Genomic DNA, 25114 nt, shown 5'->3' on the forward strand with positions numbered 1-25114 from the left:
ATAAAAATAAAACAAAAAGGAGGATGTTTATATGTCAGTATCAATTGTAGGAACTTATCACTCGAAAGTAGGAAGACTAAAAGAAGAAACTTTATATAGCTTACTTGTTGAAGCAGGAAAAGGCGCTTTAGAAGATGCAAACCTTACAGGAAAAGATATCGACGCTGTTTATGTTGGTAACTACAGTGGAGGAGGATTTAATCATCAAGAACATTTAGCTCCATATGCAATAGAGATTGATGAAGGATTAAGATTTAAACCTTGTATCAGAGTAGAAAATGCTTGTGCTTCAGGCTCAACTGCAGTTGAAGAAGCTATGATGGCAATTCAAGCTGGAAAAATTAAAACTGCATTAGTTATTGGTGTTGAAAAAATGACTTCTTTAAATACTAAAGGAGTAACAGATGTATTAGCAATGGCATCATATTATCCAGTAGAGGGAAGTAAAGGATATACATTCCCTGGACTTTATGCTGAGTATGCTAAAGGATATATGAAAAAGTATGGTTATAGCATAGAAGAATTATATGATACTTTAGCTCATATTTCAGTTAAAGCTCATAAAAATGCAATGAGTAACCCATTAGCACAAATGCATGTAGAATATACACATGAAGCTGCTAAATCTGTACATGACAAGAACCCAATGATTGCTGACCCATTAAAGTTATCTGATTGCTCGCTTATTTCAGATGGTGCAGCTGCATTAGTATTAACTACTACTGAAAATGCAAAAGCAATGAAAGATGAAGTAGTTGAAATACAAAGTCTTGTTCACGCTTCAGACCACTTATCAATAGTTGAAGGTAAAAGGTCAAATTATGAATTAACAGCTGCTAAATATGCAGTTAAAAAGGCATTAGAAGAAGTAAACCTTACTATTGATGATATAGATGTAGCAGAAGTGCATGACTGCTTCACAATAACTGAGTTATTAATCTATGAAGCATTAGGATTAGCTCCAGATGGAAAAGGTAGAGAAGCGTTAGATAACGGAATTGTTTATCCAGGTGGCAAGTTACCAGTTAACCTTTCTGGAGGACTAAAAGCTAAAGGTCACCCTGTTGGAGCTACTGGAGCTTCAATGCATGTATTAATAGCAAGACAGCTATTAGGTAATGCTATAGGATTACAAGCTGAAGGAGCAGAAATAGGATTAACACTTAATATAGGTGGAAGTGGAGCTACTAACATAGCATCTATACTTAAGAGAATAAAATAATAATATTAAGAAGAATTAAATATGTGAAAGTATCGAAAGCAGGAGAGTAAATCTCCTGCTTTTATTAGTGCATCAAAACATTGTTAAAAAATTGTTAAGTCTTAAAAAGGATAATGAAGAAAAATATAGAATAAATATAAATGAGTTACATTTATTATTTAATGGGATAAGCATACATATATTAGCTAAGGTTATGGGTAGCAAAGGATAAGGGGGGATATAATGGAAGGTAATGCATTAAAATTTAGGGGAAAAAAAGAACTTTTATCAGATTATTTAGCTACTACTATTGAAAAGATATTCGACCCAGTTCCTGTACCAATAATTCTAATAGATGCAGAGACAAGAATAAGAGTAATAAATAAAGTATTTGCAGATTATTTAGGTTTTTCAAAGGAAGAACTTATTGGTAGAAAGGTATTAGAGATAGATAAAAATAGTAGATTTCCCTATGTTTTTAAGGCTAAAAAGGCTGAAATTGCTTGGAAACATAGATTTGAAAATGGTCACACTGCAATAGTACATAGAATACCTGTTTTAGATGAAAATGGAGAAGTAGTATATGGATTTGGATTGGTACTTTTTCAAGATGTTGAAGAATTTAAGGATATAATTGAAAAAAATAAGTTGCTAGAAACAGAATTACATCATTATAAAAAGCAATTAAAAGAAATACATGGAGCAAAGTATTCATGGGACAATATTATAGGAAATAGTAAGAAAATGTTGCAAGCAAAGTACATAGCAGAAAAAGCAGCACAGACTAATTCAAATGTATTGTTATTAGGAGAAAGTGGTACAGGGAAAGAGTTATTTGCCCATGCTATACATAATGGAAGCGGCAGAAATTATTCGCCTTTTGTTAAGGTGAATTGTGCTGCAATACCTTCTGAATTATTAGAATCTGAGTTGTTTGGTTATGACGAAGGAGCATTTACTGGTGCTAAAAAGGGAGGCAAAATAGGAAAGTTTGAACTAGCCAGTGGTGGTAGTATTTTTTTAGATGAAATAGGGGATATGCCTATGGAAATGCAAGCGAAGCTTCTTAGGGTACTTCAGGAAAAGGAAATAGAAAGAATAGGAAGTAATAATCCAATAAAGATAGATGTTAGAGTAATAGCGGCAACAAATAAGAATTTAAAGGAATTAGTTGAAGAAGGGAAATTTAGAGAAGATTTATACTATAGGCTTAATGTAATGACTATTGAAATACCACCATTAAGGGAGAGGTATGAAGATATTGGTCAAATAGCTAGATTATTATTAAAGAAATTATCAAAGCAGTTAGGTAAATATGTATCAAAAATAAGTTCTGATGCTATGGCATATATAAAAAGACATAATTGGCCTGGCAATGTGAGGGAACTTGAAAACGTATTAGAGAGAGCTATTAATTTGACTGATTCAGATACAATACTACCTATGCATTTACCGGTATATTTAACTAAAAATACTAAATATACAATGGATAGTCCTATAAGGCCTTTGAAGTATATAATAGAAGATGCCGAAAAAGAAGCAATTACTAGATGTTTAAAATATACCAATGGTAATAAATTAAGAACAGCTAAGTTACTAGGAATAAGTAGGTCTAGTTTATATGACAAAATAGAAAAATATGGTATAAAATAATGTTTGAAAAACGTACATGTGTATGATTTTCAAACAAACAGTGATGATAGATTACAAATTCAATGGACAATATAACTTAGGAACTGTACAAATATAAGTACAGTTCCTAAATTTTTTATTAATGGATAAAGTTAATTAATGATGTAACACTTGAAATTACTAAAATTAAGGGGGGGATTTGATATATGTTTAACATATGGCATACCATTTGCAATATATTTAAATGTAAAAAATATTAATATAATTTATATAACACAAAGGAAAACCATTTCACAAACCTAAACAAAATTCAACAATTTACTTGGAAGGGGGGGAGAGGACAAGTAGCAATAACAACTCTTAAATTACTAAAAAGTTTGAAGGGGGTATATTGATGAAAAACGATAAGTGGGTAAAGATTTTATTAGTTGGCGCTATCTTGTTGTTTATAGCACAGATAGCTAAGTTACCAGTATTATTTGCATTAGCATTTCCTACATTAATCATTGCTTGGATGACTTTAGGAGCACTAAGAAGGAATGAAGTTGGAAAGGGATTAAAAATATCCTTAATTTGCTTATACGCTATTTGGATTATTGGATTTCTAGTTTTAAATCTAATGAATCATAGTGTATTTAATGGCACAGCATTAGGATTTATGCCAGGAACTGCGATTATGATTTATATAATTTGGTTACTACCATTCTTTGTAGGTACATTAATGTATGGAATAAGATTCGATAAAGACTATCTTGATGAAAAAGACATAAAAAGATTTGAGAAAAAGACAGGAGAAACTGTAAATCTAGATTAAAGTAAAGGGGGATAATTAATGGGTACTATTATAGCAGTAATAGTTTTATATATGCTCATAGTTCTAGGAATAGGTTTTTGGGCTATGAAAAAAACAAAAAGTTCTTCAGATTTCTTTATAGCAGGTAAGCAATTAGGAATCTTAGCAGTTGCTTTAGCTTCATTCTCAGCTGCAATATCAGGATTTGTATTTGTTGGTGGACCTGGAATTGCTTATAGTCTTGGAGTAGGGACATTATGGCTTACTTTCCCAACCTCAATATCATTTATGATGGCTTGGTTGATACTAGGTAAGAAGATGAGATTATTAGCTGAAACTAGAGATTGTATGACTGTATCAGATGCAATATATGCAAGGTATGAAAGTAAAGGAGCAAGTCTACTTGCTGCATTAGCATCATTAGTAGGATTAATCTTATATTTAGCTACACAGATTAGTGCATTTGCTTTTATCTTATCTCCTATATTTGGTTGGTCTTTTAAAACTGCAGTTTTAATAGGTATGGGTATAGTATTAGTTTATTCTGTTGCCGGTGGAATGCTAGCTGGCGTATATACTGATGTATTCCAAGGCTCTGTAATGGCTGTAGCTTCTATATTTGTGTTTATACTAACATTAGTACATGGTGGCGGAATGTCTAATATGACTGCTACATTAGCACAAAATGTTAGTCCTGATTATGTTGGACCTTGGGGGTTAGTTGGTCCAGGAATGGCAATGGGCTGGTTCTTCTGTTTATCAATAGGAATAGTTGGGCAACCACATATTGCGCATAAGTTTTATATGATTAAAGATATCAAAAAGCTTAAATGGGGACCAGCTATAGCAGCAATTGCAGGAATGATGGGAGGATTATTATGGCTAGGTGTTGGTCTTGCTGTTAGATATAAGGTTGTAATAGGTGAAGTAGCACCATTAGAAAATGCTGACTATGCAATCTCAGTATTCTTAAATAATTATACACCTAAGATTTTAGCGGGTATTATTTATGCGGGTATTACATCAGCAGTTATGTCTACAGCAGATTCATTCATAAACTTAGCTTCTGCAGCTGTTGTAAGAGATATACCAAAGGCTTTTGGAAAACAATTTAATTCTAATCAGGAATTAAAATATGGAAGAATAGCAGTTGCTGTATTATCAGTTCTTACAGTAATAATTTGTTTTGTATTTGGTCAAAGTGGAGTTGCAATATTAGGAGCATTTGGATGGGGAACATTTGCTGCAGCATTAGCACCTGCATTAGGTATAGGTTTAAACTGGAAAAGAGCTACAAAACAAGCAGCTTTTTGGTCAATTCTTGTAGGATTAGTACTTAATGTTGTTCTTGAAGTAGGTAAAAATCTAGGAGCTGGCTTCTATAATAATATATTTAAACCTCTAGGAATCTACAATGGTACTTTCTCACTAGTTATTTCAGTTATTTTATTTATTGCAATATCATATGCAACTTCTAAACCAGAGCTTAAAGAAGATATGGAAGCTGTAATGGATGTATAAAACTAATAGAAAAGGGAGTGAGAATGAGACAGCTGGGGACACCTGGCTGTCTCGAATATATATGAATACAGAAATAATTAAAGAAATTGTACCTAAATTTTTTGAAGTTGGTTTTTATAATCAAAAATATTATGACATAGTAGTGACAGATAAAAGGATTATTCTTGCATGGATGGGAGAAACCTATAGACCTTGGATGTTAAGGGTTGACCCAGGGATGTATAAAAGAAAGGAATTTGAGAAATTAAACATAGATGATGTTGTAAATTATAATGAAAAAAATGTAATTATAGATTATGAAGATATTGAAAAAGTGGAGTTGAAAAAAAGAACATTCTTTAAGAATGGTTATATATATATTAAAACTAAAAATAATGAATTTAAGTTATATAACAAAGATAAGAAACTTAATTACGATGACTTACTTATGACATTACAAGGATTTATGGGTAAAAAAGTGATATTTAATGAATCGTAAATTAAGGGGATGTTATAGAGTGAAAAAGATAATTAGTTATAAAGTTGTTACTGTTATGTTATTACTTTCTTTAGTAATGCTTTTTATACCTGGGAAAATAAAAGCTACAAGTACGATAACCGTAGAAGAAACGTTTACAAATCCTGATATAACTAGGTATTGGTCAAAAGTTGAAAGAATAAGATTAAATAATTCTAATATAGGACAAGAAAAGTTTATATCAGACAATGAACATAAAAGAGATAATATTATTAAGCAGTTTGGAAATACAGCCAGACCTAATTCTCAATTATTCCTATTACATTATGCTGAAGGATGGGATACTAATCAACAGCCAGTGCCCGTTCTTTTTGTACATGGGGCTGGTAAAGATGGTGATTATGCAGCAGATCCAATAGGCGGTGAAAATGTTGAAGGATTAATGCAATATTTAAAAGACAATGGATTTAAAGTGTTTTCTATAACTTTTGCTCATCCCCATGGAGATAATTATATACAGAGAGAGATACTTGCTGCTGCGATACAAAGAATAAAAGATGTTACTAATGCTTCAAAGGTTGATATAATAGCTCACAGTAAAGGCAATATGAGTGCACGTATGTATGTATCAAATGTAAAAAAAGAGTGGGGAGTACCTTTTAGATGTGATGTAAGAAGATATATTCAGCTTGGGGCACCAAATGGAGGCATAGACTATAGTTTTAGGAATACTTGGGATGCGTGGGGAATAATGGCTACAGGAGAACATGGGCCAGTCCCATATTTAAATATGTTAATTTATGGTGTGTGGGTAGATACTGCATATCATAGCTTATATAGTCTAGATGACGGAGGAGGAGCATATACTGGTCAAGCACAAATGTTAGCTAAATGGGATGACGTATATCCTTTAGATGCATATGAGCAAGATTGGTATACGACATATTATGGTGGTTGGGGATTTGCAAGCTACTCAAAAGGAATAGATTATGCAATTGAACAAGGTGGAAATCTAATAGAAATCCTTAAAAATTCCCCTGTTGATTCAACGGTTGAAATAGCAACTTTAGCTGGAAATGTAAACGTTATAAATGGTATTACTATGGAAGATGATGGACCAAGTGATGGGATAGTTTTTGTTGAAAGTGCATTAATGACAGAGCCAATGACAACAAATGGAGCTACTTTATTGGATAAGGAATTAATGGAATTAAATCATATTGAGTTAGCTTATCATGAACAGGCAAAAGCATGGATATTAACACAGCTTACAAGATAGCTCCCTTTTCATAAATGGAATTTTAGTTTCTATCTGTCTATTCTAAAGGGAGCATAACAGCTCCCTTAACTCTTTTTGAAGATAAAGAAAAAGTGGAGTTAAAAAAAGAACATTCTTTAAGAATGGTATACATATTAAAACTAAAAATAGTGAATTTAAGTTATATAACAAAGATAACAAACTTAATTACGATGACTTACTTATGACATTACAAGGATTTATTGGAGGGAAAGTATCATAATTCTAACCACTAGAGGAGGATACATATGGAAATATTATTTCAAAATATAATAGCTGGTTTAGAAACGGGAAGTTTGTATGCCCTCGCTGCTCTGGGCTTAGTATTAATATTTAGAACCCAAGATGTGATTAATTTTGCTCAAGGTGAAATGGCTATGTTTAGTAGTTTTATTGCATTGAAAATATGGCAAAATAATATGCCATATCCGGTCGCTTTCATAGGAGCAATAGTATTTGCGATTGTACTTGGTTTTATTGTTGAAAGATTATTTATTAGACCTGCAAGTAAGGCTTCGTTAGTTAGTAAAATGATTATAACTCTCGGTCTCATAATGATAATTGATGGCCTTGCAGCAGCTATTTTTGGCATAGATTCTCATTATTTTAGAAAAGCTTTAACTTTTGACAACTTAAATGTAGGTGGAGTTATAATTCAGCCAAATGCATTATTTATTATATTAATAACGATTACTATAATGGCAATCCTATTCTACCTAATAAGAAAAACTATATTTGGTATTGCAATTCGAGCTACAGCACAAAATGAAACTACAGCAAAACTTATGGGAATTCCTGTATCAAAATTTTATTCTTTATCATGGGTTATTGCTACAGTTTTAGGTGCTATAGCAGGTGTACTTATAGCTCCTACTACAAATGTTTCAACTACTATGATGATGGAGGTACATCTAAAATCCTTTATTGCAGCGGTTGTAGGAGGGTTTAGTTCATTTATAGGTCCAGTAGTAGGAGGATTTATAATTGGAATATTAGATAATTTAGTTGGAATGTATATATCTTTGAAGTGGAAAACTGTTATAGTTTATGGATTATTAATATTTGTTTTAATTGTTAAACCCAATGGACTATTTGGAAAAGTACAGAGAAAGAAGGTGTAGTAGAATGAACTTTTTACGAAATAAACCTATTCAATATTTGATAGTAGCATTAATATGTATGATTATACCTTTAGTGTTTAAGCTTCAACAATCTACTATGACGATGTTAAATTTAGCAGTAATATATTCAATAATAGCTTTAGGATTCAATATTTTATTAGGATATGCAGGGCAGATTTCTTTAGGACATGCAGCGTTTATGGGGCTTGGAGCTTATGTGTCAGCTAATATGGTATCTCAGCTACATATGCCATTTTTATTATCTTTATTAGTCTCAGGATTAGTTCCTATGTTAATAGGATTGTTATTAGGAATGGTAGCTTTAAGACTAGAAGGACATTATTTAGCAATAGCAACTTTAGGTTTCGGTGTAGCAATACAACAAGTATTTAAGGAATGGATTTCATTTACCAATGGATATTCAGGTATGACAGCTAAATTTCCAACTATTTTCGGTATCAATTTTAGAAGTAGAGAATACTATTTTATTTTATCTATAACTGTATTATTCTTACTTTCAGTTTTCGCATATAATTTACTTAAATCAAAGACTGGAAGAGCATTAATTGCAATGAGGGACAGTGAACACGCAGCTCAAGCTATGGGAATAAGTTTATTTAAATATAAACTTGTAGCATTTGCATTAAGTGCTTTTTATGCAGGGATAGCAGGCTCTCTTTATATGCATCTTATTAGATTTACTGAGCCTAATCAATGGGGAATAGAACTTTCACTTAATCTACTAGCGATGGTAGTTATAGGAGGATTAGCATCTATAGAAGGAAGTATATTAGGAGCTTTTTTCTTAACCTTAGTTCCAGAGTTAATCAAAGAAATACCATTTCTTCAAAATATAAAGAACGTTTCCTCTATATTCACAGGTGCAGCGTTGATACTTATTATTATGTTTTTCCCATATGGACTCGCTAGAGTTGGTACTCAGCTAAAACAGTCGTTATTGAGTAAAAAGAAGAAAGAACAGCTAACGTAAAGGATTTCACGAGGAGGACTGTTTATGAAGATATTAAAGGTAGAAAATCTTTCAATAAGCTTTGGAGGGTTGAAAGCTGTAGATAATTTAAGCTTTGAAGTAGAAGAAAATAGTATATTTGGCCTTATAGGCCCAAATGGAGCAGGAAAGACAACAGTGTTTAACTGTATTAGTAGATTTTACACTCCCGATGAAGGTAGGATTATATTTTCTCCTCTAACTAATACAGATGATGGTGAAAGTAGAGCTGAATATAATCTTTTAGACTATAAAGTACATGAAATAATAGGGAAGGGATTGTCACGTACATTTCAAAATGTTTTGTTAGTTAAACATATGACTGTATTAGAAAATATTATGTTAGGAGAACATTCTACTACTAAAGGTGGAATATTATCTCAAGGATTTAACCTTCCTATAGTATGTAAAGAAGAAAAAAGAATAAGAGAAAAAGCTTTTGAAATCATGAAGTTTTTAGGCATTGATGATATAGCTTATCAGTTAGCGGCATCACAGCCATATGGAGTACAGAAAAAAATAGAACTTGGAAGGGCACTAGTTTCTCAGCCTAGGCTAATAATATTAGATGAGCCGGCAGCAGGTATGAATCATACTGAAACAGAGGAATTGGCAGAATTAATTACAAAGATAAAAAATGAATTTGGAATTACTATTCTATTAGTTGAGCACGATATGGGGTTAGTGATGAATATATGCGAAGAAATATGTGTAATAAATTTTGGTAAAAAGATAGCAGAAGGTACGCCAGAAGAAATTAGAAACAATCCAGTTGTACAAGAAGCCTACTTAGGGAAGGGAGAGGAACTAAATGCTTAAATTAAGAGATGTAAACGCCTATTACGGATATGTTCACGCACTTAAAGGGATATCAATAGATGTAGAAGAGGGGAAAATAGTGTCTCTATTAGGTGCTAATGGAGCAGGTAAAACCTCTACCCTTAAAGTTATATCAAGACTTGTTTCGGTTGAATCAGGAATAATAGAATTTCAAGAAAGAAATATAAAAAACTATTCACCTGAGCAAATAGTATCAATGGGAATAGTTCAAGTACCAGAAGGAAGACAAGTTTTTCCACAGTTAACTGTTAAAGAAAACTTAATGATAGGTACATTTACTAGAAAAGATAAAGACAATATTCCAAATACATTAGATAAAGTATATACATACTTCCCAAGGCTTAAAGAAAGGGAAAAGCAAATAGCAGGTACTCTTTCAGGTGGAGAACAACAAATGCTTGCTATAGGTAGAGCATTAATGGCAAAGCCTAAACTATTGTTATTAGATGAACCTTCTTTAGGATTAGCTCCACTTATAGTGAAGGATATTTTTGAAATTATTAAAGAGATTAATAAAGAAGGTACTACTATACTATTGGTTGAGCAAAATGCTTTTCAGGCATTACAAATTTCAGACTATGCTTATATTCTTGAAACTGGAAAAATTGTACACCAAGGAAGAGCTAATCAACTAATTAGTGACCAAAATGTAAAAAAAGCATACCTTGGTGCATAAAAGTGATTTTACCTAAGCCTTTGGCTTAGTTAAATAAAAAACAAGAGGGGGAAATGAAATGAAAAAAATTGTAGCTTTATTATTAAGTTTACTTTTAGTATTTTCATTAGTAGGGTGCTCTACTAACCAAGAGGGAAATACTGAAGTCACGGATACTGCTAATAATGAACAAGAAGAAGCAGAAGAAAACAATATTGAATTAGCTCAAGGGGTAAAAGAAGACAGTATTAAAATTGGTACAGTAGGAGTTCAGTCAGGTCCTTTAGCATTTATTGGTACACCTTATTTTGCAGGTATGGAAGCATATTTTAATAAAGTAAATGATAATGGTGGAGTAAATGGTAGAAAGATTGAGTTAATCAAGAAGGATGATGAATTTAATCCAGCTAAATCATTGCAGGCAGTAGAATCCTTAATATATGACGAAGAAGTATTTGCCATAGTTGGTCATTTAGGAACACCAGGAGTTATGGCAGCAGTTGATACAGTTAAAGAAGCTGGAATACCATCTGTATATTTTGGCTCAGGTGCAGTTCAGTTAACACAAGCAGGTGAAAATTTCTTCCCAGTACAACCTAACTATGTATATGAAGGTAAGTTAATGGCTAAATATGCAGTAGAACATTTTAAAGCAAATAATTTAGTTGTAATATATAGAAATGATGATGTTGGTAGAGATGGATTAAAAGGAGTAGAAGAAGGACTAAAAGAGTTAGGTAAATCTGATATATTAAAATCAGAAGGGAAACTAGCATATAACTCTGGAGATACAGATTTTACAGTTCAAGTACAAAAGGCTAAAAGCTTAAATCCTGACTTAATCATAATTTATGGTCTTTCAACTGGTACAGCAGGTGTATTAAAGGAAATAGAAAAAGTAGGTTTTGATGTGCCTATGTTAACAACATATTCAAATGCAGATGCATCATTCCTTGCTATTGCAGCACCAGGTGCACCTAATATGATTAAAAATCTACACGTTATGGGATGGCTTGATGTAACTGAAGAAAGTCTAAAACCTTTAAATGAAGCAATGAAAAAGTATTTCCCTGATGCTCCAGTAAACGCTTATACAATGGCTGGTTGGGTTGCAGCAGAGACATTTGTTGCAGGACTTAAAGAAGCTGGAGATAACTTATCATGGGAAGGTTATATAGAAGCTATGAATCATCTTAATTTCACAGAAGGATTAGCTCCTGAGATTTCATATTCACCAGGAGTACGTCAAGGTGTTACTAAGATGGCTATTAGTAAAGTAGCTCAAGATGAAAGTGGAAACTTCTATTTTGAACTAGTAAGTGAATTTAATGAATTTAAGTAAAATAAGCCCGGATTTTTCCGGGCTTTATTTTTGTCCGAAATACGAACATGTTTGAAATAAGTACAATTGGCATTTCTATTATTATACACGAAAAACAACAAAATTGTGTTCTAAAAACATACAAATCACATTTTTATAGTTCTATTATTTTTCTAGAGTTAGCTAATTTCAACACTTATAGGTATATAGGGTTTGGCATAGAAGTTGCACTAAATAAAGGTAAAAAGAAATAAACTTATTACGCACCGGGAAAACGTATGCTATTTATTTTGAATTATTTAGGTGATAGAGGCAGGTCATCTATTTAAAGAGACTTGACCTATATATGTTTATTAGATTTTGTAAGGTTGGCAGGTGACGAAAGCAGTTGACCAATGGAGCTTTAGATTTACAAAAACAAGATGCGAGGGAGTAATATGGGGGATATTTTAAAACATTTTGTTACAGTTGCACCTTATATAAACCAATTGACTAACTCAGATTTTGCTGTATCAGTGTGTGATTTAGAAAAGTGTTTAGTGTATGTACCAGGAAAAAAATTAAACCATGGAATAAGAAAGGGAACACCACATGTTAAGTCATCAGTTTCTTATCAATGTATAAAGCAGAAAAAAAGAATAGTCAAGAGAGTGGATAAGGAAGTGTTTGGGTTTCCATATATAGCAATAGCTACACCAATTTTTAACAACAATAACGAGGTTATAGGTTCTGTATGTTTTAGTGAAACAGTAGAAAAACAGGATATATTGTCACAAACGGCTGATAGTCTATATTCAAATATGCAACAGACATCTGCAGCCACAGATATCATCTCTAGTAAAACAAAAAGTCTAGAACTAATAGTAAAAGAATTAAGAAAAGTAACAGAAGAATCAATGAGAAAAGTAGAAGAAACAGATAAAATACTGGGGTTTATTAGTACTATTGCAAGTAAAACAAATTTACTAGGCTTAAATGCAGCAATAGAAGCAGCAAGGCTTGGTAATGAAGGAAAGGGCTTTAGAGTAGTGGCAGAAGAAATAAGGAAGCTAGCCAAGACAACTGATGGATACGTAAAACAGGTAGATACGATTATAAATGACATTAGACAAATTACAACTGAAGTAAATGAAAGGGTAAATAGCTTACTAGAACTAGCGTCAAGTCAAGTTGAAGCAAATGAAGATATATACAGCCATGTAACTGAGTTAAATAAAGTAGCAGAACTTTTACAAAAGCAAGCAAGGCTATTAAGTGAGTGAAGGGTTTATTCGATTGCATCTAATTAATACTTATATAAATTTATAAAAATATTAATAAGGGGGATTTTACTATGACAGATAAAAGTGTAAATGTAGGTATTGTAGGAACTGGATTATATATTCCAGAGGGAAGAATGACAGCTAAGGAAATAGCTGAAGCAACTAATGGGGTATGGGCAGAAGAAGCAGTAAAAAACAAGCTTGGGGTTATAGAAAAACCTATTCCTGGTCCAAACGATGGTACACAGGAGATGGGAGTAAAGGCAGGATTAGATGCATTAAAAAGAACAGGAGTAGATCCAAAGGAAATTGATTTAATTCTTTGTATAGGAGAGGAATGGAAAGAGTATCCATTAACAACATCAGGTATATATATTCAAGAAAAAATAGGAGCAACTAATGCTTGGGCAATAGACGTTCAGCAAAGATGTTGTACTACAGTTGCAGCTATGAAAATGGCTAAGGATATGATGATTGCAGATGATGAAATAAATACTGTAATGATAGTTGGAGGTTATCGAAACTGTGATTTTGTGGATTATGCAGATAAAGCTATGTCTATGATGTACAATTTAGCTGCTGGTGGAGGAGCTCTTATACTTAAGAAAAATTATAATAAAAACTTGCTTTTAGGTACTCATATAGTATCAGATGGTTCAATGGCTAGAGATGCAGGCGTAGAAATAGGAGGTATAGCTAATCCAATTACTAAGGATAATGTTGATGAAGCGTATAAGTCATTAAGGGTAATGAGACCTAAACATATGAAGGATAGACTTAATGAAGTATCAATGAAGAATTGGTTTCATTGTATAGATAAGGCATTTGAAAAATCAGGTATACCTAAAGATGAGTTAGGATATTTAGCAGTATTGCACTTTAAATATTCAATGCATAAATATATGCTTAAAGAACTTGGATTAACTGAAGATCAGACCACTTATCTAAGTCATTATGGTCATATGGGACAGATAGACCAGATATTATCTTTACAATTAGGCTTAGAACAAGGAAAAATAAAAGATGGCACAGTCGTTTCAATGATTGCTGCAGGTATAGGGTATTCATGGGCAGCAAACGTAATAAAATGGGGTCCTGCTAACTAATAAAATTAATAAGGTTAAAGGAGGAAATTTTATGAACGTAAACGAATTATATAAAAGTAAAGTAATTAGTGTAGAAGAGGCTTTAAGTAAGATTAAATCAAATGATAATATAGTTTCAGCATTATCAGCTGCAGAACCAAGAGAAATTTTATCTAAACTTCATACTATTGCAGATAGAGTTGAAAATGTAAATGTAACAACATGTTTGCCTATGGCAAATTATGAATATTTTATGAATCCAGAATATAAAGACAGTTTCTTTATGGATGGTTGGTTCTATAGTCCAGGTATAAGAAAAGCACATAAAAATGGCAATGTATCATATATCCCTAATCACTTACACTTAGCAGCCTACAAAAGGTTAGCACATAGAAAACCTAATGTATTTTTAGGTACTGCTGCGCCAATGGATAAACACGGATATATATCCTTGTCTTTAAGTGCTACATATGAAAGAGAAATGATAGATAATGCAGATTTAGTAATATTAGAAGTAAATCCTAATATGCCAAGAACCTTTGGTGATACAATCATTCATATAAGCGAAGTTGATTATATTGTAGAAACTGATTATCAAGTTCCAGAACTTCCTGTACTTGAACCTTCAGACAAAGACAGAATAATTGGTAAGTTTATAGCAGACCTTATAGAGGACGGCTCTACTATACAATTAGGAATAGGTGGTATTCCTAATGCAGTTACTGCTGAACTAATGGATAAAAAGGATTTAGGAATACATACTGAAATGTTTACCGATGGTATGGTTGACTTATATGAAGCAGGGGTTATAACAAGTAAGAAAAAGACATTGATGCCAGGAAAAACGGTAGCAACTTTTGCATTGGGTACAAGAAAATTATATGACTTTATAGATGACAATCCAGCAGTTAATATTATGAGAGGAGCTTGGGTAAATGACCCTTATGTAGTAGGCAAAAACCATAAAATGGTTTCAATAAATACTACATTACAAGTTGACTTAACAGGACAGTGTTGTTCAGAGTCATTAGGACATAAGCATTTCAGTGGAACAGGAGGCCAGGCTGATACTGCAATAGGAGCTCAAAATTCTCCAGGAGGAAAGTCTATAATAGCCTTATATTCAACAGCTAAAGTTAGAGTGCCAGGTAGTGATAAAAGAAAAGTAGTATCTAAGATAGTTCCAAGATTAGATTATGGAGCAGCTGTTACATTGTCTAGAAATGATGTTGACTATGTTGTGACAGAATATGGAGTTGCTTCTTTAAGAGGAACATCAATAAGGGAAAGAGTAGAAAGACTAATTAATATAGCTCATCCAGACTTTAGAGCTGAATTAAGAAAGGAAGCTAAGGAATTGATGATTTGGTAGATAGTTGAACCATGATAAATATTGAGGGGGAAATATATGTCAAGAGAAGTTGTTTTAAAAAGTGTTGAATTACCTAATGGAGAAACATTAGGGTATAGGGAAACTGTAAAGGGTGAAAAGATAGTATTATTAGTTCATGGTAATATGACATCATCAAAACATTGGGACATATTAATTGATAGACTCCCAGAGAAATATAAGATTTATGCTGTAGACTTAAGAGGCTTCGGGAAGTCAACATACAATAAACCAATAAATTCTATAAAGGATTTTTCAGAGGATATTAAATTATTTGTAGATGAGCTAGGTATTAAAGGATTTACTATAGCGGGATGGTCAACTGGTGGTGGCGTTAGTATGCAGTTTACAGCTGATTATCCTGAATATGTAGAAAAACTAATATTAGTAGAATCGGTTGGAATAAAGGGTTATCCTATATACAAAAAAGATGAAAAAGGACAGCCAATTGTAGGAGAATTATTAAAAACTAAAAAAGAAATTGCTAAAGACCCAGTACAGGTGTTACCAGTATTAAATGCTTATGCTAATAAGGATAAAAATTATCTAAGAAATTTATGGAATATGTTAATTTATACTCATAATCAACCTAGTGAAGAAAGATATGAAGAGTACTTAGATGATATGTTAACACAGAGAAATCTTGTAGATGTTGATTATGCTTTACTAACTTTCAATATTTCAAATGAAAACAATGGTGTAGTAGATGGAACAGGTGATGTAGATAAAATTAATGTACCTACATTAGTTATTCAAGGAGATAGAGATTACGTTGTTCCTATGAATATGGGTAAAGAAATAGCAGTAAGTATAGGAGATAACGCTAAGCTAGTCATTATGGAGGATAGTGGCCACTCACCATTGATTGATAATTTAGATAAGCTTACTAATGTTATAGTAGATTTTATAAACTAAAATAGAGGAGAGAGCAATATGCCTTATCTTTCAGTGAACGATAAAAACATATATTATGAAATGTATGGTGAAGGAGAGCCTTTAGTTGTTTTAAATGGTATAATGATGAGTACAGCAAGCTGGCAAGCATTTATTGAGCCTTTTTCTAAGCAATACAAACTAGTGCTTATGGATTTTGTTGACCAGGGTAAATCAGAAAAAGTAGAAGAAATTTATACTCAAGATTTGCAGGCTGAAGTATTAAAAGGGCTTATAGATAAGTTAGGTTTTACAAAAGTACATTTATTAGGAATTTCATATGGTGGAGAAGTTGCACTTAAGTTTGCATTAAAATATCAAGATAAAATAAATAGTTTAATTTTAAGCAATACTACAAGCTATACCAATGAATTACTTAAAGACTTAGGAAAGGCATGGATAAAAGCAGCTAAAACGTATGACGGAGAGACCTTCTTTAGGACGGTCATACCATCAGTATATTCTATAGAGTTTTATGACAATAATATTGAGTGGTTAAGAAAAAGAGAAAAGTTATTTATACAACTATTTACAAAGGAATGGTATGATGCCTTTGTTAGATTAGTAATTAGTGCAGAGAGTTTAAATGTAACAGAGCAACTACATGAAATTAATGTACCTACATTAATTATAGGCTCAGAATATGATTCAACTACACCATTAAGACTACAAGAACATATCTATAAAAGAATAAAAGATTCAAAATTTGTTGTGATAAAAGGAGCAGGTCATGCTTCTATGTATGAGAAACCTTATGAATTTGTTTCAATTGTATTAGGTTTCTTAAACACTTATAGATATTCATTTAACATAGTTTAATAAAATTACATACAACCGACAATAAGCCCACTTTCGTGGGCTTATTAAATTGCAAGATTATAAAGAAAGTGGTATAATCTTTTAAGTAACTTAAAAATAATCTGTAATCAAAATTTAATTTTTTCCAATAAATAGTCGTGCTATAATAGTTTTAGGACATGCATTGTTTAGTGCTAAAAATTTGATAGTATTAATATTATATAGTACTATAATTTTTTTAAAAGCAATAATTATATACTTAAATTTTAGATATAGTTTATTTGTGAAAGGTGGGCTTCAAATGAAGCATTTTTTTAAGGTGTTTTCAATTGTGTTTCTATGTTGTTTGCTAGCATTAGGTTCTATGTTTGCTGCATTTTTATATTTTAGTAGTGCACAAGCAGGAGATAATAATTCAGAGCAAACTAATATAAGTGAAAATGCATCAGAAGGTGGAAAAGAGACAGAATCAGAAGAGTCAAAAGAACCTGATGACCCACTACAAAAGGCGATAAAGGAAAGTAAAAGATTAAATGTATTATTACTTGGTCTTGAGGGCCCTAGAACTGATACTATTATATTTGCTAGTTTTGACCCTGTAACTAAGAAAGTAGATATGATTTCTATACCCAGAGATACTTATTGGCATAGAGAAGGTTTTGACGAAGCTGACAAGAGAAAGATAAATGCAGTATATGGCGATTGGGGAGTAAATGGAACAAAAAGAGCCATAGAAAGTCTTTTAGGTGGAGTTCCTATACATCATTATGTAAAGGTTACTTACAAAGGAGTAGAAGAAATAGTTGATTCATTAGGTGGGGTAGAGGTAAATGTACCGTTTCATATGAAATATGAAGATCCAACTGATGACCCACCATTAGTAATCGATATACCAAAAGGACATCAGTTATTAAATGGAGAACAAGCGGTTAAATTTTTAAGATTTAGAAAGAGCAATGATGGTAAAACAGGATATAGAGATGGAGATTTAGGTAGAATTAGGGCTCAGCAGCAGTTTATAAAGTCAGCTATACGCAAGTCATTAAGTTACAGACTCCCTATAGTAGCTAGGACTGTATATAAATACGTTAAGACAGATGTAGGCATAACAGATGTTATGAAGTATGTAAATGATGTAATTGGTATAAAATTAGATAATGTATCTATGACTACATTACCGGGTAGACCTATATATAAATTTGGTCTTTCATACTATTCTTATGATAAGGATAAAGTTAGAGAATTAATAATGGATATTTACAATGCAGAAGATGAACAAGATGTAGAAAGTGCACAATAAAAGACTCCCATTACTGGGAGTCTTTTTGTGTGGATATAGGCGATTATTATATCGCCTTATTATGTTAGGGGGAGTGGGGGACTAAGGTTATTATATTTATAACCATAATTTATATAAATTAAACAGTCTTTATAAAAATAATTAGAAACTATAGTATATTACGCGCTGTAATCCATTTGATTATTTAATAACATTTCTCCTACTTTAAAGATATCTCCAGCTCCCATTGTTATTACTATGTCTCCATCGTCTGCATTTTTAAATATATATTTAGCTATATCTTCAAAGTCTTTCATATATACTACATCAACATCTTGAGATTTTATTTTATTTACTAAATCTTTAGAGTGTATAATACCAGTATCCTTTTCCCTTGCAGCATAAATATCAGTAACAATAACTTTATCAGCATCATTGAAAGCATGGCTAAATTCATTAAGTAAAGCTTTGGTCCTTGTATAAGTATGTGGTTGGAATATACACCACACATTATTAGCTTTTATTTTTTTTGCAGTATCTAGTGTAGTTTTAATTTCAGTTGGATGATGTGCGTAATCGTCTATTATTGTTATATTATTGACTTTACCTTTGGTTTCGAACCTTCTATGGGTTCCTGTATAGCTTTTAAGTGAGCTAATTATAGTTTCTGTAGAAATACCAATATTATAAGTGCAAGCAATCGCAGCTAATGAGTTATATATGTTGTGAATTCCCATTACACCTAAAGTAACATTTTCTATTAACTTATCTTTTATTTTTACGTCAAAAGTAGGGAATCCTGCATTGTTAAATTTTATGTTAGTGGCAGTAATATCACTGTTATTATTAATACCAAATGTTATAACATTACAGTTAGCTTTTTTAATTACTTGAGACGCATGTTCATCATCATTGTTTATAATTAAAGCTCCATTAGAAGGTATTAAAGAAGCAAAGTCTTTAAAAGTGTCTACTATATGGTTGATATCTTTGAAGTAATCAAGGTGGTCTTCTTCAATATTAAGTATGATTCCTGTTGTAGGATAAAACTTAAGAAAATTGCCTTTATACTCACAAGCTTCTGTTAATAAACACTCATTATCTCCAAGCTTTACATTACCACCTATTTGGTCTAGTTTTCCTCCTAAAAGTATTGTAGGAGATATTTCAGAGTTATCCAGTATAATAGATAGCATTCCAGTTGTAGTGGTTTTTCCGTGGGTACCAGCTACGGCTATTGAATTTTCATAGTTTTTCATTAGTTGCCCTAAAAACGTGGCTCTATCTATTGTGGGGATATTTAGCTGTTTCGCTTTCACTAATTCAGGATTATCATTTGAAATAGCAGAAGTATATACTATAAGGTCTATGTCTTTTATATTTTCTTCACTATGACCTATATAGATTTTTGCTCCTTTTTGTCTTAGCTTCTCTATAATAGGAGAGTATTTCATATCAGAGCCAGAGACTTTATAGCCATTAGATAAAAGTATCTCGGCTAAAGCACTCATGCTAATGCCACCTATTCCTATAAAATAAACGTGGTTATATTTATGGTTATCTATATTGAAAGTAAACATTTTACAAACCTCCCTATATTAATTAGATAACTATACATATTATTACCAAGTTTTCCACTATTATTATTATATTCCTGACATATAGTTTTGTCACTGTACTGATTATATTATAACGCAATATGGTCGAAAGTTAAAAACTGTATAAGTAGATTACAATAAACTATTGAATATTTAAGTCATAACGAATAAAATATATATATACGAGAAAAACATTCGTGTTTAGGAGGATTAAGGTGAGGAAGCTAAGAAGAAATCATAGAATTGGTGCTTTAATGAATATTTTGACTGAAAGACCTAATCATATATTTACATATAATTATTTTACTGAAAGATTTAATGCAGCTAAATCTACAATAAGTGAAGATATTGTTATAGCTAAAGAATTAGTAGAGGAGTTAGATTTAGGTTGTATAGAGACAATATCAGGTGCAGCTGGTGGTGTTAAATTTGTACCTAAAATGTCTAAAGAAAGGACAAAGGAATTTCTTGTTGAATTAAGTGATAAATTCAAGGAGAAGGATAGATTATTAACAGGTGGGTTTATATATATGACAGATATTCTATATTCTCCCAATATTGCCAACTGCATAGGCAAAGTATTTGCATCAAAGTTCTTAACAGAAGAAATAGATTATGTAGTAACTGTAGAAACTAAAGGAATACCTATATCTATGATGACCGCTCAAGCACTTGATGTTCCACTAGTCATTATTAGAAGAAATGCTAGAGTTACTGAAGGACCAACAGTTAGCATAAACTATGTTACAGGGTCTACTAAAAAGATTCAGACTATGTCATTGTCAAGAAGAGCTATAAAAGAAGGCTCAAAGGTATTAGTAGTAGACGATTTTATGAAAGCAGGGGGAACTGCTAAGGGTATTCAAGATATGATGAAAGAATTCAAAGCTGATGTAGCTGGTATTGGTGTTTTGATAGCTACAGAGGAGCCTAAAAAGAAATTAGTAGATAACTATATTTCTCTATTAACATTAAAGGGAATAGATGAAGAAAAACAAGAAATATACATTGAACCTAATCTTGATATATTAGAAGGTTGATGGCGTAAATAAAGACGTACAGAAGGATGTAAAAGAAGATGAAAAAGAACTAAAAAATGGTTAGTGTTTAGCGGTAAGTAGTTCGTAGAAAATAAAGTTTTTTAAAAAATGATAAATTTTTTTGTAGAAAGATGAATAATTTAATATATCAATAACAAATAATGAAAAATATAATAAAATTCCCTTATAAAGAAGGATTTTCTATGCTTTTAGAGAATACTAACAATACGAACTAATGACTTAACAATGGGGGAAGGTGGTGAATCTATGCAAATCACAGATGTCAGAATAAGAAAAATCAACGAGGAAGGGAAAATGAAGGCCATAGTTTCTGTTACATTCGATGATTGCTTCGTGGTACATGATATTAAAATAATCGAAGGACAAAACGGGCCATTTATTGCTATGCCTAGTAGGAAAATGCCAGATGGCGAGTTTAGAGACATAGCCCATCCAATAAACTCTGAAACTAGAGGTATGATTCAAAAGGCTGTGTTTGAAGAGTATGAAAAGGCTTTATCTGAAGAAAATGAAGAAAATGAATAGTAATTAAGAAGGGTCTATTAGGACCCTTTTTTACTTGTAAATTAAAGTTAGTTATTAGTGGTAAGTAGTTAGTGGGTGTTTTATAGATAGATTTTATAATTATAATAATTTAGAATGTAAAATTAAAGAGGAAATAATTGTATCATACTTATTAGTTAATAGCTAAAAATGGCAATATAATATATAAATTATTAAAATTGTTTAAAAGGTATATATTTTTTGTGGAAAATTGTATACAATGTTATGGGAAGTAATTTGAAATAATATAAATGATATACTAATTAAGTCGAATATTTATTGAGTATATAAAGAAAAAAATAAAAGAGGGGATGATTAATATGTTGACTTCCATTATTTTAGCTGCTGGTGAAGGAACTAGAATGAAGTCAAAGCTTCCAAAGGTTCTACATAAGATTTGTAATAAGCCAATGGTTAATTATGTTATTGAAGCAGCACATAAAGCAAATTTAAATAAAAATATATTAATAGTAGGTCATGGTGGGGATAAGGTAAGAGAAGCAGTGAAAAATGAAAATGTTGAAATAGTAAAGCAACCTATAGGTGAAGAGTTTCCATATGGTACAGGCTATGCAGTTATGCAGGCTAAAGACCATATCAAAGAGAATTCTTATGTTATAATTTTATATGGAGATACTCCACTAATAACAAGTGAAACACTAACTAAATTAATAGAATTTCATAAGAGTGGAGGATATAATGCAACTGTATTGACAGCAGAATTTGAAGATCCAACAGGCTATGGTAGAATAATTAGAGATGAAAACGGTAATGTAACAGAGATTGTTGAGCATAAAGATGCTACTGACAAGCAAAAAGAGATAAGAGAAATAAATTCAGGTATATATTGCTTCGATGGAAAGTATCTAAAAAGTGTGCTAGATAAATTAGATAATAACAATGCACAAGGGGAATATTATATTACAGATGCTATTAAAATTCTAAATGAAGAGGGTTGTAAGATAGGTGGATATAAAATAGAAGATAAGGTAGAAATTGCAGGGGTTAACTCAAAGGTACAACTTGCAGAAGCCGAAGCAGTAATGAGAAGAAGAATAAATGAAAAACTTCTTATGAACGGGGCTATAATGATTGACCCAAGTAGTACTTATATAGATAGTGATGTTAAGATTGGTAAGGATACAGTAATATACCCAGGTGTAATAATAGAAGGTAATACAGAAATAGGAGAAGAATGTGTTATAGGACATAATAGTAGAATAGTAGACAGTAAAATTGGAGACAGAGTTAACATACAATCTTCAACAATAATAGAAAGCGAAGTAGACAATGATACTAACATAGGACCTTATGCATATTTAAGACCTAATAGTAAGATAGGTAAATCAGTAAAAATTGGTGACTTTGTTGAAGTAAAAAATTCAACAATAGGAGATAAGTCTAAAGCTTCACATCTTGCATATATAGGAGATGCTGAGGTTGGAAAGAATGTAAATATAGGTTGTGGTGTTGTATTTGTTAATTATGATGGTAAAGTTAAGCACAAGACAATAGTAGAAGACAATGCTTTTGTAGGCAGTAACTCTAATTTAGTAGCACCAGTTATAGTTAGAGAAAATGGCTATGTTGCTGCTGGTTCAACTATTACAGAAGAGGTTAAAAGTGGTGCATTATCCATTGCAAGAGCTAGACAGTTTAATAAAGAAGGTTGGGTAGAGAAAAAGAACTTACAAAGAGAAGAAAAGAAATAACCTTTAAAATATAAATAATAGGAGGAATTCAAATGAACGTAGGAAAAAGAGACATAAAAGTTTTCGCTGGAAATGCTAACAAAGAACTTGCAGAGAAAATCTGTGACGAGATAGGAGTACCACTAGGAAATAGTGAAGTGGGTAGATTTAGCGATGGTGAGATATCAGTTAAAATCAATGAAACAGTGAGAGGTGCAGATGTATTTGTAATTCAACCAACTTGCCCACCAGTAAATGAAAATTTAATGGAATTACTTATACTTATTGATGCTTTTAAAAGAGCATCAGCTGGCAGAATAAATGCAGTAATCCCTTACTATGGTTATGCTAGACAAGATAGAAAAGCTAAAGCAAGAGACCCAATCACATCAAAATTAGTAGCAGACTTATTAACAAAAGCTGGAGCTGACAGAGTATTATGTATGGACTTACATGCTGGTCAGATACAAGGATATTTCGATATACCTGTGGACCATTTATTAGGAGGACCAATCCTAGTAGAGTATTTTAAAAACCGTATAGATAAAGATACTGTAGTTGTATCACCTGATGTTGGAGGCGTACAAAGAGCTAGAAATTTTGCTAGTTTATTAGATTTACCAATAGCTATTATTGAAAAAAGAAGACCTAAAGCAAATGTTTCAGAAGTAATGAATGTTATAGGTGATATTAAAGACAAAAATGTTATTTTAGTAGATGATATTATAGATACTGCAGGCTCTATAACTAAAGCCGCTAAAGTATTAAAAGAATTTGGAGCATTAGATGTTTATGCTTGTTGTACACATCCAGTTTTATCAGGACCTGCTATTGAAAGAATAGAAAATTCAGTTATTAAAAAGCTAGTTGTTACAGACACTATACCTTTAGCACCTGAAAAACAGATTGATAAGATTGAAACAGTTACAGTTGCACCATTAATAGCTGAAGCAATCAGAAGAATATATGGAAACGAATCAGTAAGTAAATTATTTGATTAGTATTAGCTTTAGACCTAATAGTTGTTATTCTAATGTTAGGTGAAATTTAAGGAGTTGATTGCTTTGTTTGCAATAGTTGGTCTAGGAAATCCAGGAAAACAATATAGTGGAACACGTCATAATGTTGGATTTGACACTATTGACTACTTAGCAGAGAGAAATAATGTAAACTTAACTAAAATGAAATATAATGCAGTTTATGGAGAAACCCATATAGGTGGTCAGAAGGCTATATTAGTGAAACCACTTACGTATATGAATAGAAGTGGAGAGAGTATATTACAGATATACAACTATTACAAGATGCCAGCTTCCAATATTATAGTTATATACGATGACATAGATATAGACCTTGGCGTTCTTAGGATTAGACCTAAAGGTAGTGCTGGAAGCCACAATGGAATGAAGTCTGTTATATATCATTTACAAGATGATAAGTTTCCAAGAATAAGAATAGGTATTGGAAGAAATGAAGGAAATCAAGATTTAGCAGATTATGTTTTAGGTAGATTTAATAAAGAAGAAAGAGAAATTATAGATGATACAATAGAAAGAGCAGCCAAAGCTGTAGAAATGATTATTACTGATGGTGCAAATAAAGCTATGAATGCATATAATGGTTAATA

At 31.8% G+C, this 25114-nt stretch carries 24 protein-coding genes; 23 read left to right on the top strand and 1 reads right to left on the bottom strand.

The features are described 5' to 3' along the window. Nucleotides 1-31 precede the first annotated feature (31 nt). The 18 genes from L21TH_RS08115 (at nt 32) to L21TH_RS08195 (ending at nt 18615) form a co-directional block, all read left to right on the top strand. On the top strand, nt 32-1222 hold the full coding sequence (locus tag L21TH_RS08115) for a thiolase domain-containing protein (protein WP_006313856.1): 1191 nt from the start codon (nt 32-34) through the stop codon (nt 1220-1222). 67 nt (nt 1223-1289) lie between these two features. Then, entirely contained in the window at nt 1290-1433 is a 144-nt protein-coding gene (locus tag L21TH_RS14560; protein WP_162138490.1) for a hypothetical protein, read from the top strand. 11 nt (nt 1434-1444) lie between these two features. Continuing rightward, entirely contained in the window at nt 1445-2854 is a 1410-nt protein-coding gene (locus L21TH_RS08120) for a sigma-54 interaction domain-containing protein (protein WP_006313858.1), read from the top strand. Between the two features lie 373 nt (nt 2855-3227). Next, the gene (locus L21TH_RS08125; protein WP_006313860.1) at nt 3228-3647 is read left to right on the top strand and encodes a hypothetical protein; all 420 of its coding nucleotides are present in this window, start codon (nt 3228-3230) and stop codon (nt 3645-3647) included. An 18-nt stretch (nt 3648-3665) separates the two neighbouring features. After that, nucleotides 3666-5147: a sodium:solute symporter family transporter gene (locus L21TH_RS08130; RefSeq protein WP_006313861.1), complete on the top strand. Its 1482-nt coding sequence runs from the start codon at nt 3666-3668 to the stop codon at nt 5145-5147. Between the two features lie 61 nt (nt 5148-5208). Next, nucleotides 5209-5625 carry a hypothetical protein gene (locus L21TH_RS08135; protein ID WP_006313862.1) on the top strand — a complete coding sequence of 139 codons (417 nt, stop codon included), beginning with the start codon at nt 5209-5211 and terminating at the stop codon, nt 5623-5625. A 19-nt stretch (nt 5626-5644) separates the two neighbouring features. Then, nucleotides 5645-6883 (top strand): esterase/lipase family protein, encoded by a 1239-nt coding sequence (locus L21TH_RS08140; protein WP_006313863.1) that lies wholly within the window; start codon nt 5645-5647, stop codon nt 6881-6883. A 266-nt stretch (nt 6884-7149) separates the two neighbouring features. After that, complete coding sequence (locus tag L21TH_RS08145) at nt 7150-8022, top strand: branched-chain amino acid ABC transporter permease (protein WP_006313864.1); 873 nt, start codon at nt 7150-7152, stop codon at nt 8020-8022. A 4-nt stretch (nt 8023-8026) separates the two neighbouring features. Beyond that, complete coding sequence (locus tag L21TH_RS08150) at nt 8027-9013, top strand: branched-chain amino acid ABC transporter permease (protein WP_006313866.1); 987 nt, start codon at nt 8027-8029, stop codon at nt 9011-9013. 24 nt (nt 9014-9037) lie between these two features. After that, entirely contained in the window at nt 9038-9850 is an 813-nt protein-coding gene (locus L21TH_RS08155) for an ABC transporter ATP-binding protein (protein ID WP_006313867.1), read from the top strand. Next, nucleotides 9843-10547, top strand: a complete 705-nt coding sequence (locus tag L21TH_RS08160) for an ABC transporter ATP-binding protein (RefSeq protein WP_006313868.1) — start codon at nt 9843-9845, stop codon at nt 10545-10547. The genes L21TH_RS08155 and L21TH_RS08160 overlap by 8 nt, the downstream gene beginning before the upstream one ends. Before the next feature lie 58 nt (nt 10548-10605). Next, nucleotides 10606-11868, top strand: coding sequence for an ABC transporter substrate-binding protein (locus L21TH_RS08165; protein WP_006313869.1), 1263 nt, complete (start codon nt 10606-10608; stop codon nt 11866-11868). 416 nt (nt 11869-12284) lie between these two features. Continuing rightward, nucleotides 12285-13109, top strand: coding sequence for a methyl-accepting chemotaxis protein (locus L21TH_RS08170; protein WP_006313870.1), 825 nt, complete (start codon nt 12285-12287; stop codon nt 13107-13109). Between the two features lie 71 nt (nt 13110-13180). Then, entirely contained in the window at nt 13181-14215 is a 1035-nt protein-coding gene (locus L21TH_RS08175; protein ID WP_006313871.1) for a 3-oxoacyl-ACP synthase, read from the top strand. A gap of 31 nt (nt 14216-14246) precedes the next feature. Then, nucleotides 14247-15566: an acetyl-CoA hydrolase/transferase family protein gene (locus tag L21TH_RS08180; RefSeq protein WP_006313873.1), complete on the top strand. Its 1320-nt coding sequence runs from the start codon at nt 14247-14249 to the stop codon at nt 15564-15566. Nucleotides 15567-15602: 36 nt separating this feature from the next. After that, entirely contained in the window at nt 15603-16499 is an 897-nt protein-coding gene (gene phaZ, locus L21TH_RS08185) for an intracellular short-chain-length polyhydroxyalkanoate depolymerase (protein WP_006313875.1), read from the top strand. An 18-nt stretch (nt 16500-16517) separates the two neighbouring features. Beyond that, entirely contained in the window at nt 16518-17336 is an 819-nt protein-coding gene (locus L21TH_RS08190; protein ID WP_006313877.1) for an alpha/beta fold hydrolase, read from the top strand. Between the two features lie 280 nt (nt 17337-17616). Further along, nucleotides 17617-18615: an LCP family protein gene (locus L21TH_RS08195; protein ID WP_006313879.1), complete on the top strand. Its 999-nt coding sequence runs from the start codon at nt 17617-17619 to the stop codon at nt 18613-18615. A 158-nt stretch (nt 18616-18773) separates the two neighbouring features. Here L21TH_RS08195 and murC read toward each other — a convergent pair whose 3' ends face one another. After that, nucleotides 18774-20174 carry a UDP-N-acetylmuramate--L-alanine ligase gene (gene murC / locus L21TH_RS08200; protein ID WP_034429770.1) on the bottom strand — a complete coding sequence of 467 codons (1401 nt, stop codon included), beginning with the start codon at nt 20172-20174 and terminating at the stop codon, nt 18774-18776. A 233-nt stretch (nt 20175-20407) separates the two neighbouring features. On the opposite strand from murC, the gene purR reads away from it, so the two are divergent. The 5 genes from purR to pth all read left to right on the top strand — a co-directional run bounded on the left by purR (nt 20408) and on the right by pth (nt 25112). Next, nucleotides 20408-21232: a pur operon repressor gene (gene purR, locus L21TH_RS08205; RefSeq protein WP_006313881.1), complete on the top strand. Its 825-nt coding sequence runs from the start codon at nt 20408-20410 to the stop codon at nt 21230-21232. Between the two features lie 267 nt (nt 21233-21499). Further along, entirely contained in the window at nt 21500-21778 is a 279-nt protein-coding gene (spoVG, locus tag L21TH_RS08210; protein WP_006313882.1) for a septation regulator SpoVG, read from the top strand. 338 nt (nt 21779-22116) lie between these two features. Then, the gene (gene glmU / locus L21TH_RS08215) at nt 22117-23508 is read left to right on the top strand and encodes a bifunctional UDP-N-acetylglucosamine diphosphorylase/glucosamine-1-phosphate N-acetyltransferase GlmU (RefSeq protein WP_006313883.1); all 1392 of its coding nucleotides are present in this window, start codon (nt 22117-22119) and stop codon (nt 23506-23508) included. A gap of 32 nt (nt 23509-23540) precedes the next feature. Continuing rightward, on the top strand, nt 23541-24488 hold the full coding sequence (locus L21TH_RS08220) for a ribose-phosphate diphosphokinase (protein WP_006313884.1): 948 nt from the start codon (nt 23541-23543) through the stop codon (nt 24486-24488). Between the two features lie 63 nt (nt 24489-24551). Next, nucleotides 24552-25112 carry an aminoacyl-tRNA hydrolase gene (gene pth / locus L21TH_RS08225; RefSeq protein ID WP_006313885.1) on the top strand — a complete coding sequence of 187 codons (561 nt, stop codon included), beginning with the start codon at nt 24552-24554 and terminating at the stop codon, nt 25110-25112. The last annotated feature ends 2 nt before the right edge of the window (nt 25113-25114 follow it).

This window comes from Caldisalinibacter kiritimatiensis (genome assembly GCF_000387765.1).
GTDB lineage: Bacteria > Bacillota > Clostridia > Tissierellales > Caldisalinibacteraceae > Caldisalinibacter > Caldisalinibacter kiritimatiensis.